We start from the raw sequence: 13,491 nt of genomic DNA, 5'->3' as shown, positions 1-13,491 counted from the left end.
AATATGAAGTTAAGGATTTTATGTCTGGTTATATTATCGTCTATTGTTCTGTCTGCTTGTGGGCAAGAAAAATTAAATAATAAACCAGAACAAAAAATTGAGCAAACAAATAATTCGAAATCTAAAATTACTGCAGATAAAATTATCAATGGTACAATGGTTATTGATTTTAAAGGTAAAGAACAGACATATAAATTTGATGGAGATTGGAGAGCTTTCAGTAATATAGAAAGATCTTTTCAAAGATTGATTTATGGATTTTCTTTTTTAGACGATTTTTTTAATGCGTATGTAGATACAAAGGATATTTCATATATAAAAGAAGGGTATTCATTGATTATTTCTTTTGTAGAGCAAATGGAGTTTGATAAAAGTAAAATGTCATGGCATGATGAAACAACTGCTCTTAGAATGACAAATATTCTAAACTTTATTAAAAAAACTGAACAATTAGATTTTAAATTGTCTAATAAAGATGAAGAATTGCTTGACGATAATTTGAAGAAAACCGCAGAACTTTTTGCATTTACTGATTTCTATTCTGGTAATAACAATCATGGGTTTTTTCAAGATGAAGCAGGTCTTATGTATGCAGTAAAATATGGTAGAGATGACATAAAAGATATATGCAGTAAAAGAATAGAAAAATATATTAAAGATAACTTTGATAATGATGGTGTCCATTTGGAAAATTCATCTGAATATCACTATGTGTTAGTTGCTGAATTAAAAAAAGTTTTAGATAATTATGACGAAAATGTGATTCCAAATTACAATGAATTAAAGGAAATTTACGTAAAATCCGCAGATTTTGCCTACCAAACTCTTCTTCCAAGTGGAATCATACCTAATATTGGTGATTCCTGGTCGATGAAGATTAATCTAAATGATTATTATAGTGATGATATTTTAAATAATAGAAACACTAACAAAAGACAAACTTATTATGAATCTGGTTATGACATTTACAAAAATATGGACAAAAAAGCTTTTCTTTTGTTTAGGGGTGGTTACATCAAGAATCCTCACCATCATAACGATGATTTGAGTTTTTGGCTATATAAGGACGGTAATATATTTACTGAATTTGGTTCGTATGGATATGAAGAATCTAATCCTCATACAAAATACCAAACAGATTTTGAAGCCCATAATACTTTAATTGTAGACGATGGAAATAAATTTAAGGGTAAGGATGTAAAAATAACAAAAACAGATTCTCCATGGGAAATGTCAGGTGTGACTAAAAGAATTTCAAATATTACTTTCAAAAGGAATATAAGATTTAACAAAGACTTATCAAATATTTCGATAATTGATACTGTAAAATCATTGGACAAACAAGAACATAAATACACTAGACTATTTCACTTAGATCCTTCAATTCAACCTAAAATCAAGAAGAAGTTAGGGAAAAATGTTGTTGAACTTTATAGAGGCGACAAGCTTATTGGAAAGTTAATTACTGAAGATGAAGTGAGTTTAACAGATGATTTTTATTATTCTGTTTACTATCAAAATCCTCCACAAAGTACAAAAGTAATTAAAGTTGATTGTAATGGAATAGATAAAGAAATGAAAGTTGATATTGAATTAAAATAATTATACTAAGTAGAGAATGCTCTTATCGTGTGATAGGGGCATTTTTTGTGTGGAGGAATTTGGTAGCATATAGGAAATATTACAGTTGCTGTACACACAGGTCAAGCTTATAGCAAACATCTCACACGAATATCTTTGGTAAATATAATGATTTCAATCGCTCAGCCTCACTTCTGAAATCTTTTTTAGAAAAGAATAATGAAGATTTCATCGTTCGAAGCGTCGCTCATGAAAAACATTAAATTTTATATGATGATATTCGAATGCTTCGATTGTTCGCTTAAAAGTTTCTTCGGATTTACAGTTGCACACATAGGTTAAGATTATAGCAAATATCACCAACAAATATATTTTTTCACACAATATGCTGTTACTCATTTCTAGATTACGTAGAAGTATTCTTCCTTGAAATTTTTGTAGAGTGAGAAGTGGTTTTTATTGTAGTCGAGTAGTCCTTCTTTTTTCATTTCCATTAGTTCCTTCGATAGTGCACTTCTGTCGACGTTCAGGTAATCTGCTAGTTCTTGTCTATTAAATGGTATTTCGAATTGGTTGGTTTCTTTTTTTAGGGCGACAGAGCTTAGGTAGACGGATAGTTTTTGGCGAATTTTTTTGAAGGAGGATTGGCAAAGTTTTTGTGATAGTGAATAATTGTCGTTCGATAATATAAGGAGAAGATTTTTGATTAATTTGTCGTTGTAATCGTTGTGATTTGTAAAAATTTGGTTTGTTTTTATAAACAAGATTTCACAGTCTTCACTTGCGATTACATCTATGATTAATTTTTCGCCACTTATTGCGTAGGACTCTGCTATTATTTGGAATTTGTTCCTGTTAGAAAGTATCATTCTACTTCCCCAATAATTTGTGATTTCTAATCTAACTTTTCCTTTGAGTATTAACCCGAATGTGTCTGTTGTGTTCCCAGATTTGTATATGTATTGGTGTTTTTTATAGAATTTTTGGTAAATAAAATTTGAGTTTAATAGTTGTTCGATTTCTTGTTTTGAGAAGTTTTTAAATAATTCTGATTTTAATATTTCCATTTCTACCTCTTATGTTGTTTTAACAACGTACTTTTTCATTAAATTATATTAAACTATAGACATAAAATCAAATGTGGTTTATTATATATGGAAACAAAGGAGAGAAAAATGAAAAATATTTTAGATACAATTGGAAATACAAGACTTGTTAGATTGAAAAACATAGGAAATGGAAATATTTATGTTAAGGTTGAAAAGGAAAATGCAACTGGTTCAATCAAAGACAGAGCAGCTCTTGAAATGATAAAAGGTGCGATTGATGATGGTTCATTAAAACCAGGCATGAAGATTGTTGAACCAACAAGTGGTAACACGGGAATTGCGATTGCAATGATTGGTAAAACTTTGGGCTACGAAGTTACAATTGTTATGCCAGAATCAATGTCTATCGAAAGACGTAAATTGATGCAAGCTTATGGCGCTACAATTATTTTGACTGGCGAAGGTGGTATGCAAACAGCTGTTGATAAGGCGAAGGAATTGGAAGCTACTGGCGAATATTTTATGCCAAATCAATTTGCAAATCCTTACAACACATTGGCTCACGAAAAATACACAGGTCCTGAAATCTATTCTGAATTACCAGAGGTTAAAGGATTTATCGCTGGTGTTGGAACAGGTGGAACTGTTAGTGGTGTTGGTCATTTCTTAAAGGAAAAGAATGAAAATGTAGCCGTGTGGGCAATTGAACCAGAAGAATCAGCGTTGTTAAGCACTGGAAAAGCTGGTGGACACAAAATCCAAGGAATTGGAGCAAACTTTGTTCCAGAAATTTTGGATAGGGAAATGTTAGATGAAGTAATCACTGTAAAGGGTGATGATGCTTTGGATATGGCAAGAAGACTTGCAAAAGAAGAAGGACTTTTGGTGGGGATTTCTTCGGGCGCAAATGTATTTGGCGCATTAAAAATGTTAGAGAAAGTTGATGGTCCGATAGTTACTGTTCTTCCAGACACTGGAGAAAGATACTTGTCGACTGAATTATTTGAAAATGAGGCTAATTAAAAGATTATCTGAATACGGTGATTTTATTTTAAAAGAAGATCCTGCATGTCGCACGAAATTTGAAGCGTTATTTATGTATCCAATCGTGAGGGCGTTGATTTATCATAGAATCGCAAATTATCTTTACAGAAAAAAGCACACAACTCTTGCGAGATTTTTCTCACAAAGAGCGAGGCGTAAAACTGGAATTGAAATTCATCCAGGAGCGACAATCGGCAAGAATCTGTTCATAGATCACGCGATGGCAGTTGTGATTGGAGAGACTGCGATTGTTGGTGATAATTGTCACTTTTATCATAACGTAACGCTTGGTGGTACTGGCAACGAAAAAGAACACCAACGTCACCCGATTGTAGGTGATAATGTTATAATTGGAACTGGAGCGACTATTTTGGGGCCGATTAAAATTGGAGATCGTGCGAAAATCGGTGCAGGTGCAGTTGTTTTGAGTGATGTTCCAAGTGATTGCACAGCAGTTGGAATGCCTGCAAAAATAATACGACACCATTAATATTGAGCACAAATCTCTTTGGCAAATTTATTTGCTGAGGAGATTTTTATTTGTGGTAGAATGGATGTATAAGTTAGCAGGAGGAATTTTATGAAAAAGAAAATATTTGCAATTTTAATGGCGCTTTTAATGTTGTGTTCATGTAGCATTGGAAAAAGAGAAGTGTATTTGTATGGAGAAGACCACGATATAAAACCTATTTATAATGAAGAGTTAAACATTTTGAGAGATTACTACAAAAAAGGTGGTAGGAATTATTTTTTGGAGGATTCTCATTATGGTGCACAATATCTTAATTTGTGGATGAAATCAGATAATGATGAGTATTTGAACAAAATGTATGATGTTATTAAAAAATACGGAAACTATGATTATGATTACGATATCGAATATTTCAAGACAATAAAAAAAGAAATGAATGATATTAAATTCTACGGTGTAGATGTGGGACATTCATACGATATTATAGGCAAGGATTATCTTAAATTAGCAAAAGAAAAAGGCGATAAAAAAGATATTGAACTTACTGAGAAGGCTATAGAACAAGGTAAGAATTTCTATGACAAGGAAAAAGTTGATGACTTAAAAGCCAGTGAGTACAGAGACAAAATGATGGCAGAAAACTTTATGAATACATATAACAGGACAAAAGGAGATGTTATTGGATTTTTTGGATTGGCACATATAGATGGAATAGGTTATGTTAACGATAATATGACGAAAATTATCCAAGATAAAATTAAAAATCTTCACACAGTTAATTTGTTGAAAAGTAAAAATCTCAAACCAATCTCAACAGAAAAAATCACATACAATGGAAGAGAATTTGAAGCAGATTATTATGGAATTATAAGCCACAAGTACTCCACATATCCTCACGAAAAATTATACCGAATTAAAGATGCGGAATATTTCAAAGATTTTACGACAATAGGTTACAATCAATCATTTCCGTATAATTTCAGCTTTGAAAAAGGAGACATCATATTAACTAGACAATACAACGATAAAGATCAAGAAGATGTAGTTGTAAGAGTTAGAAGTGATGGAACAGAAAAACTTTTCTTAGTAGACTACATTCAACCAAAATAATTAAAAAATGAACAGCAATGAACGAAAAAAGTTTGTTGCTGTTTTTGTTTTATCTATTTGGGTATAAATATTTTAGAGGTTATTTGGACATAAATGTTAAATAAATAACCTTGTTTATCAAAATTACGAAAGGAGAATTAAATGTTAAAATTAATTAGAACACCTCAAAAATACGTTCAAGGCAAAGACGCTTTGAATGAATTTGGTAAATACGCAAAAGATTATGGAAACAGGTTTTTGTTCGTATCTTCAAAAAGAGGATTGAACGATTGTAAGGAAAAAATCGAAAAAAGTTTTGAAGGAACTGATGCTTTCAGAAAATATGAAATTTTCTCCGGAATTTCTTCCAATGGAGAAATAGAGAGAATGAGAAAAATCGTAGTAGATGAAAAAATCGATGCAGTCGTAGGAATCGGCGGAGGATCTGCTATTGATACTGCGAAGGCCACAGCATTTTATGAAAACAAACCAGTTTTGGTAGTTCCTACAGTTGTAGCAACTGATGCTCCTTGTACTGGACTTTCAGTTATTTACAATGACGATCACACATTTGACAGATATATTTTCTATCCAGATAATCCTAACATGGTAATTGTGGATACTACAATAATTGCCAACGCTCCTGTGAGATTTTTAGTTGCAGGAATGGGCGATGCTTTGGCAACTTACTACGAAGCAAGAAGCTGTAAAAAGGTTGTTGCACCTTCACTTGAAAATGGTGGAATTAGCGAATCAGCAATGGCTCTTTGCAAATTGTGCAATGAAATTTTGTTTGAACATGGAGAAATCGCGAAAACATCTGTAGAAAAGCATGTATTGAACGAATCTGTAGAAAAAATAATAGAAGCAGCAACTTATCTAAGTGGTGTCGGCGCAGATAATGGTGGACTAGCAGCAGCACACTCTATCTATAACGGATTTACTGAAATAGAAGGAGTATCTGCGATGCACGGAGAAATCGTAGCTTTCGGTACGATTGTACAATTGTTGATGGAATCAGCTCCAAAAGATGAATTGATGAAGGTTATGGATTTCTGCTACAATATAGGACTTCCAATGACACTTAACGATTTGAATATACAAGAAGCAAATCTTATGGTAGGTTGTGAAAAGGCATGTGTAGAAGGGGAAACTATCCACAACATAGTTGGAGAAATCACACCAGAAAGATTAAAAGATTTCGTATTAACTGCAGATATTTTAGGAAGAAGATATTACGAATCACACAAATAATTATTATTTCAATAAAAAATCATCCTCATTTTTTAAACTTGAGGATGATTTTTGTGTGTCTATTTTATTTTTCTCCAAAAACCGATTTGATTGTAAAGTTCAATTCCTATCACTATTAATGCCCATGGAACTAATATTCCTAAGAGAATCCATTTAATAGGGGCTGATTGAATGCTAAACATTACAAATGAGAATATTGCTATTGTCAGAAATGAAAGTCCCATCATTTTAATAATGTAGGCGAATTTGGATTGTCTGTTCATTATGTCTGAAATGCTGGACCAATTTACATATTTGTGTTTGTAGTCGCCAGCGACTTTGAATCTACAAAATACGAATATAGATATTAAATTCAATACAATTGCAACGATTATGAAATAGAATTTTACTCTGAAGAATATCGAGCATCCTAATATTGCAAGTGCGGATAATCCTCCCATAATTAGAGCTGAGAATTTTACTTTTTCGTTCAAATAAGTTTTCTTATTCATTGGTAGGCTCATCAAATAATCGTGATTTTGTCCGTCTAATGAAACTATTATCGATTGAAGGTTCATAGGAAATAGTCCAATGAACACACTGTACATAAATGAAATGCTAAGTGTAACAGCAAGTGATTGCAAATCGGAAATATTTGTACCGAGGTCACTTCTCATATTTGACAAGTTTGCAAATGTCATTATTATTGGGAACATCACTGGGAATAAAATACACGATGTGATAGTTGAAGCATCACTCAAAAGCATTTTGTTGTATTTGAACATTTCCTTGCCGATATTGCTTGGTTCTTTGTCAACTTTAGTTCTTCTGACAGAATTTTTTCTGTTTTGAATATCGCTCATGTGTTCGTACAAGTTCTTAGATGCGAATTCAAGGATTGCCTTTCCTAAAATAACCTCAACAACTGCCAATATAGCGATGAAAATAATCGCTGAAACTGGATTGTGAAGTAATCCTGAAATAGGGCCAAGTCCTGTAGTGTTTTTCATGATGTTTGAATTTTGAATAAAAATCACAAACACTATGGCAACGACTTGAATGAATATATTAAGTCCAACCATTATTTGCGTGTTGAATTTGTACAAGGCAGATGTTCTAACCAAAAGCTCTGCAACTACAATATTCAAAATTATTGTAAAAACAAATAAAACTACGAAATTCAAAATTCCGAACAAAATTGCCAAGAATATATTGAATTTGAAATCAATGAAAAACTTTATCGACAACAATAAAATCGGACTTAAAACTGTCAATGAACTCAACATTGTCAAGAAAGTCTTTGATATGAACATTTCTTTCTGACTAATTGGGAAGTAGGACATCTTCAACGAATCCTTGTTTTCATAAAAAAGATTGAATACGCTGATAAAGTTTTGTAAAGTTCCCAAAATTACCAAGTAAAACACGAATAAATCATACGCCTTAGGTGCCTTACTGTAATCAAATATAAGTCCGAACATAAGTCCGTAAATTACAATCATCATCACAGCGGACATTATATATTGTCTGATAATTTTCTTGTAAATACTTTTATTATCCGCAGGCTTCGTCTTCTGTCTGATTTGCCCTGTGAGCATTGGATTTATATTCAACAAATCGATTTTCATCAATTCTTTTAATTTAGTCTTGTTCATTTGGAACCTCATCGTGTGATTTTATCATTTCAAGATAAATTTCTTCCAAAGATTTATCCGGATGCAAGTCTTTTAATTCTTGAACAGTACCCAAGAATATGAGTTTTCCTTTTTGTAAAATTCCGATTCTGTCGCAAAGTTTTTCTGCGATTTCCAAAATATGTGTTGAGAACAAAACAGTATTTCCTTTGTTGGCGTGTTCTCTCATCATTTCTTTCAAATTGTAAGAGCTTTGTGGGTCAAGTCCTGTCAACGGTTCGTCCAATACCCACACATCTGGATCAGATAACAGAGCAGCTATTACGAAAACTTTTTGTCTCATACCATGTGAAAAAGATTCAATTGGTTGGAAAAATTCTGTCAAATCAAATTTTTCGGAAAGCATCTTGCAAGTAGCATTGAATTTGTTTTCTTCAATTTCATAAATCGTTCCGACAAATCTCCAAAATTCGTAAGGAGTCATCTTCAAAAACATATCTGGACTGTCAGATACATATCCGATTTTTTTCTTAGCTTCCATTGGATTATCTTTTACATCAATATCGTCAACTTTGATAGTCCCTTCTTCAGGTTTTATAACACCAACTAAGGATTTTATCGTAGTTGATTTACCGGCTCCGTTATGTCCAATAAGACCAAAGATTTCGCCGCTATTAATTGTAAGATTCAAATTATCCAAAGCGATTTTCTTGTCATATTTTTTTGTCACATTCTCAAAAGTAATCATACATACCTCCTCTTGTATCATACTGTATCATAATCGTAGCACACTTGTGATATCGTGTCAAATAAAAAAAGAATTAGCTATTGCTAATTCTAATACGTAAGCAAACCCTCATACACGAATATCTGGACTACAAAAATTGTTGATTTCTAAATCTCAAAATCCTAAAATCGAAAACTCACTTACGTTCAAACAGTTCGATTTTTACGGATTTTTTCGAATTGAAATCAAAGCAATTTTCTCCGTATGATATTCTTAGCATGAGGGTTTATTACTTTGACTATGAGTTAAATAAATCTAGCCAATTCTTTCTATAACTGATTTTAAATGGTTGAACCTTCTGATAAGTTCATCTTTTTCAAATTCTTTTGGTTGCATATATTCAGTGACTTCAGTAATAGTTTCATAAAGTTCATCATCGTCGTTTTCTTTATACAATTGAATAGCTTGTGATCTGAGAGAAGCAAGCTCCTTGTAAATCGTCATCACCTCGTGCTCTTCTTTGTTTTCCAAAAGAAGTTGTTTAAGTGGCCAATTGATATTGTGCTCAGTAGTCACGCATTTGTTTGGAATGTAAATATTCTCACGTTGCATATCTTTCAAAAATCTATTTAAAATTTGGTTGTTGAATTTATTAATCATAAGAAAATTAATATCAACACCTTCTTCAGCACACTCAATTTTTTCGCCGTCTTCTTCTGTTAAAAGCACAGATATTTTAGTGCACAAATCAGAATCGTCACATTCGATTATTTCAAAATCGTGCTTCTCAGATTCAATCTTCAAAAATTCTTTAATATTTTCAGGCATATTGTAAATTAAAATCGATCTAGCCATAAAACCTCCTTAAATATTCATATCTTCCCAATCAAAGTCATCACTCAAAGGTTTTTTATTATAAAAGTCCTTGAACAAATCCTTTGTGTCTTCGACACTCACATCATCGACACATTTCACCAAACTATCAGTGATATCTTTCATATATTCAATATGATAGACACACTCATCAGCAGCAGGAATGAAAGTCGCTTGAATGAAACTTTCGCCCACAAATTCCAACGAGAAAAAGTAAGTCTTCTTACCAGATCTCACTTCCTTGTAATTTCTAAGCGCATCTTCTGAAATCTTGTCTATCTCATCTAAAACTATATCAAAAGGGGGAGAGTCGAATGTTTTTTCCGAAGTTTTTAAAATCAATTTACTCTTTTGTTCCAAAAACTCATCAGTTCCACTAAAAACTCCTTTTTTCAAAAACTCAAGCATAAAAACCTCCTTAAATTATACATTTAATTGCTTAAACTAGTAGTATATAATTCATACTTCGCTACGAAATTAAAACCAACACTTTCAACTATTTTTCTTTCCTTTTCTTCAACAAAAAACGTAGTATGTTTTTGATTATCTAACTTTGATGTATTCAAGCATTTAATCAATAAACTTCGCATTATATTTTCGTCAAAATCATCCTTATAATCAATCCCGAAGATTTCCATAAGTAAAGGCGTGTACACAAAATAAATACATCCTTTTAAAATATTTTTTTCGTAATATAAAAAAATATTCCATTTTTTATTTGACTTTGAATTTAAAGCGTTGAAAAGCCTATCGGAATTCCAGTAAATATCACTTGTTTTATCATGTAAATCTCGAAAATCATTCCAATTCTCAATATTAACACTAACTATGACTCCATCATATTCTAAAGGAGAATATTTTTCAAAACTTAAAGTGTATACGTAGTTTTCGTCAATTTTTTCTGAATCTATACTTTTTAAATACTCAATACTTAGTGTATTATCTGAAGGAAAACCAAAATAAATAGTATAGTTTGGATATCTGGATTTTGAAAATTCAATAAATTCTTCAATAGCTTTTTGTTGATTATTTTGAATATTAAATACATTAAAACCTAAATAATGGTCTTGTTCAATCCAATAGTAATCAATCCAACCTAACACTTCATCATTATTTATAAATAAGAGTATTTTTGAATTTGATTTTGAAAATGATGAATATGCTGATTTGTAAAAATCATTTTTAGTCTTGATACCATCCAAATAAGTTGGAAATGCTGAAGTTGTCAAATCTTGTGATAAATTATATGAAAAGTCCAAATAATTTTCTATATCTTGCAAAGTCGCTTTTTTTAACATATACTACCCTTGGAAATCATTTCTGAATTTAGGTGTTTTTCCATTTTCATAAGGATTGTAGTTGTTGATATCACATTGAAATTCTTTTAGTTCAATAATTTTCTCTGAATCATTCCATAGAACAAGCGAAATTCCCTCAAAACTTGAAAAGTCGCCGTTACTCATTTTACATTCAAAAATCCACTGAACAACTGATTGGTTTTCATGATGAAATATTTGTAAAATATCCCATTTTATAACCTTACCGCGAGTATTCCATTCATCAAACCATATCTTTATAGTTTTTTTATCTGAGTACCTTGGACCCCAACATTCTGTGTAGACAACATTATCAGCAAAAATGTTATCTATTCCAAAGTCTTTTTGTTCTAACCACATTTTAAACCATAATTTTATAATTAATTCTCTATTATTCATCATAATCTCCCTTAAAAGATTTCTGTCATACATTAATGATACCACAAATCAAATAAATTACGGTAACTTAGCCAGTACATTATCATATAAAACTAAGCGTACATGTCATCTAAAGTAATAAGCTCAACATTGTCATCGTATGAAAAATCTTCAAAGCCAGACATGCTAATTATCCAGTAAAATTTTTGGTTGCTGTTAAATATTTTCGATTTTTCAATGAGTTCATTGAGTACAGATTTCGGACAAAGTCCATTTCTCCATTTGCATTCCACGAACAGATAATTTTCACTGTCATAAGCTAATATATCAATCTCTGATTGTTTTTTACGAAGAGGATCATTACCCCACCAATTGCCGTAATTAGTAGGTAAGAAGCTCAAATCTCCAGATTTGATTCTGTATTCCAAGTATTCTATCGAAATTTTTTCGAAAATTTTACCCATATAATCATTTATATAATTTTCTATTTTTTCTGAGTATACTCTGTTACCTAATTCAATATTTATCAAATTGAGATTAGGTTGTACAAATTTGTACCAGAAATTAAACATCGTATCTTTAATCAAATAAATAGGTCGATTGGATTTGCGATTAGTTACAGGAGTTTTTCTTTCAATAATTCCTAATTCTATCAAACTTTCAAGATAAGGACTGATTGAGCCAGATTGCACACCTAATTTATTAGATATTTCAGATACTTTGGTTTGTCCATGGGAAATTAAATACAAAATATCGTTGTATCTTTTTGGGTCCCTAAGTTCTTGTTTCAATAAATTAGAAGGTTCTTCGTATAATCTGCCTTGCACCGACAAAAAATTATTGATTATATTTTCTTGTAAACTAATAGAATCATCAAAAAAAACTAGATATTCTGCAACGCCGCCAGTTAATCCAAAAACAATTGCCTTGTCATGATTAGAATAATTCTCTACAAATAATGCAGATTCCTTATAGGAAAAAGGATTGATTTTTAGTTGAATTGATCTTCTTCCATAGAGTGGGCTTTTATATCCTAAAACTTGGTTTTCCATAAAACTCATAGATGAACCACATAATATCAAAAACAATTTGCTTGTCGTTTTATACTCATCAATCAAATTTTGAAGAACTGAAGAAATTGAAGGGAAGGACTCAGCAATGTATGGATATTCATCAATAACGAATGCGATTCTGTGATTCACGGAATACTCAAATAAAAATCTAAATGCATGATCAATATCAGTAAATGTAGGTAAATTTCCATCATAATTACAAGCCTTATAAATTGATTGTGACAAATGATTTAAGTTGATAAACTTATCAGATTCTACACCGACAAAATACGATCCAGATTTTTCTTTCATAAATTTTTGAATCAAATAAGTTTTTCCGACTCTTCTTCGACCGTAAATTACACACATAGAAAAATTTTCCTTAGAGAATTCTGTATTTAGTTTTTCAAGTTCATGTTCACGACCAATAAATTTCATATTCTCACCTCAACTATATTATAGAACACAATATCGTACAATGCAATATTACGATATTGTATATTACGATATTGCATTAAAAATATCAAAATAATAATGAGTTGAAAAGTTTTGCGATAGTTTAGTAAATTATTGCAACAAAAAAAAGCGACAAGTTCGCCGCTTAAAATTTGTATTCAAATAATTCTTCATCGATTTGCTTAAAACCTACAGCTTCAAACATTTTTCTGCTTTGGTGATTAAAAGCGTAGATATTTGCCATGACAGATTTTAATCCATTTTCTTTTGCTAATTCCAAAATTTTTGTGACACAATTTCTACCGATATGTTTGTTTTGAAAATCTTTGCACACAACTATTGTTATTTCATTGTCATCAGTCAATGAAATATCTCCAACTAATTCATTTTTGTATTCAATGTAGTACAACTTTCCATGAGTATTCAAATAGTTGTACATTTTTTGAAGCCTTTCAATATCGGATAAAGTCCGTATAATTGTGTAAAAGTAAAAAGGCCATATAACAGTCCTTTTACGGTACAATGTTTTTAACGACAAAAACATACCCAGGAGGACTTTTACATGACCCAAGTACATTTTACACTGA

General features: G+C 31.3%; 14 protein-coding genes. 5 read left to right on the top strand and 9 right to left on the bottom strand.

The window, feature by feature from the left end; all coding sequences use genetic code 11:
- Positions 1-3 precede the first annotated feature (3 nt).
- Positions 4-1,602 carry a heparinase II/III domain-containing protein gene (locus ABDJ34_RS06090; RefSeq protein WP_412701727.1) on the top strand — a complete coding sequence of 533 codons (1,599 nt, stop codon included), beginning with the start codon at positions 4-6 and terminating at the stop codon, positions 1,600-1,602.
- 380 nt (positions 1,603-1,982) lie between these two features.
- Here ABDJ34_RS06090 and ABDJ34_RS06085 read toward each other — a convergent pair whose 3' ends face one another.
- Positions 1,983-2,648, bottom strand: a complete 666-nt coding sequence (locus tag ABDJ34_RS06085) for a Crp/Fnr family transcriptional regulator (protein WP_412701726.1) — start codon at positions 2,646-2,648, stop codon at positions 1,983-1,985.
- Positions 2,649-2,756: 108 nt separating this feature from the next.
- On the opposite strand from ABDJ34_RS06085, the gene cysK reads away from it, so the two are divergent.
- The 4 genes from cysK to ABDJ34_RS06065 all read left to right on the top strand — a co-directional run bounded on the left by cysK (position 2,757) and on the right by ABDJ34_RS06065 (position 6,489).
- Positions 2,757-3,653: a cysteine synthase A gene (gene cysK / locus ABDJ34_RS06080; RefSeq protein WP_316523031.1), complete on the top strand. Its 897-nt coding sequence runs from the start codon at positions 2,757-2,759 to the stop codon at positions 3,651-3,653.
- A complete protein-coding gene (gene epsC / locus ABDJ34_RS06075; RefSeq protein ID WP_412701725.1) occupies positions 3,640-4,164 on the top strand; it encodes a serine O-acetyltransferase EpsC in 525 nt (174 codons plus the stop codon). The genes cysK and epsC overlap by 14 nt, the downstream gene beginning before the upstream one ends.
- 90 nt (positions 4,165-4,254) lie before the next feature.
- Positions 4,255-5,256 (top strand): hypothetical protein, encoded by a 1,002-nt coding sequence (locus ABDJ34_RS06070; RefSeq protein WP_412701724.1) that lies wholly within the window; start codon positions 4,255-4,257, stop codon positions 5,254-5,256.
- Positions 5,257-5,397: 141 nt separating this feature from the next.
- On the top strand, positions 5,398-6,489 hold the full coding sequence (locus tag ABDJ34_RS06065) for a glycerol dehydrogenase (protein WP_412701723.1): 1,092 nt from the start codon (positions 5,398-5,400) through the stop codon (positions 6,487-6,489).
- A gap of 59 nt (positions 6,490-6,548) precedes the next feature.
- Here ABDJ34_RS06065 and ABDJ34_RS06060 read toward each other — a convergent pair whose 3' ends face one another.
- From ABDJ34_RS06060 to ABDJ34_RS06025, 8 genes are all read right to left on the bottom strand, one after another.
- The gene (locus ABDJ34_RS06060) at positions 6,549-8,123 is read right to left on the bottom strand and encodes an antibiotic ABC transporter permease (RefSeq protein WP_412701722.1); all 1,575 of its coding nucleotides are present in this window, start codon (positions 8,121-8,123) and stop codon (positions 6,549-6,551) included.
- Positions 8,110-8,850, bottom strand: a complete 741-nt coding sequence (locus ABDJ34_RS06055) for an ABC transporter ATP-binding protein (RefSeq protein ID WP_094208245.1) — start codon at positions 8,848-8,850, stop codon at positions 8,110-8,112. Before ABDJ34_RS06055 ends, ABDJ34_RS06060 begins: the two co-directional genes overlap by 14 nt.
- A gap of 294 nt (positions 8,851-9,144) precedes the next feature.
- Complete coding sequence (locus ABDJ34_RS06050) at positions 9,145-9,684, bottom strand: DUF3783 domain-containing protein (protein WP_412701721.1); 540 nt, start codon at positions 9,682-9,684, stop codon at positions 9,145-9,147.
- Positions 9,685-9,693: 9 nt separating this feature from the next.
- Positions 9,694-10,110 carry a hypothetical protein gene (locus ABDJ34_RS06045; protein WP_412701720.1) on the bottom strand — a complete coding sequence of 139 codons (417 nt, stop codon included), beginning with the start codon at positions 10,108-10,110 and terminating at the stop codon, positions 9,694-9,696.
- Between the two features lie 23 nt (positions 10,111-10,133).
- Entirely contained in the window at positions 10,134-11,000 is an 867-nt protein-coding gene (locus tag ABDJ34_RS06040; protein WP_412701719.1) for a hypothetical protein, read from the bottom strand.
- A 3-nt stretch (positions 11,001-11,003) separates the two neighbouring features.
- Positions 11,004-11,417 (bottom strand): conjugal transfer protein, encoded by a 414-nt coding sequence (locus ABDJ34_RS06035; protein ID WP_102164278.1) that lies wholly within the window; start codon positions 11,415-11,417, stop codon positions 11,004-11,006.
- Positions 11,418-11,509: 92 nt separating this feature from the next.
- Positions 11,510-12,886, bottom strand: coding sequence for an ATP-binding protein (locus ABDJ34_RS06030; RefSeq protein WP_412701718.1), 1,377 nt, complete (start codon positions 12,884-12,886; stop codon positions 11,510-11,512).
- A gap of 163 nt (positions 12,887-13,049) precedes the next feature.
- Positions 13,050-13,448, bottom strand: coding sequence for a GNAT family N-acetyltransferase (locus ABDJ34_RS06025; RefSeq protein WP_412701837.1), 399 nt, complete (start codon positions 13,446-13,448; stop codon positions 13,050-13,052).
- Positions 13,449-13,491 lie beyond the last annotated feature (43 nt).

Origin of the sequence: Finegoldia dalianensis (assembly GCF_046255015.1) — a bacterium.
GTDB lineage: Bacteria > Bacillota > Clostridia > Tissierellales > Peptoniphilaceae > Finegoldia > Finegoldia magna.
Note: the sequence above shows the minus strand (reverse complement) of the source record. Positions and strands in the feature narration are given on the sequence as shown.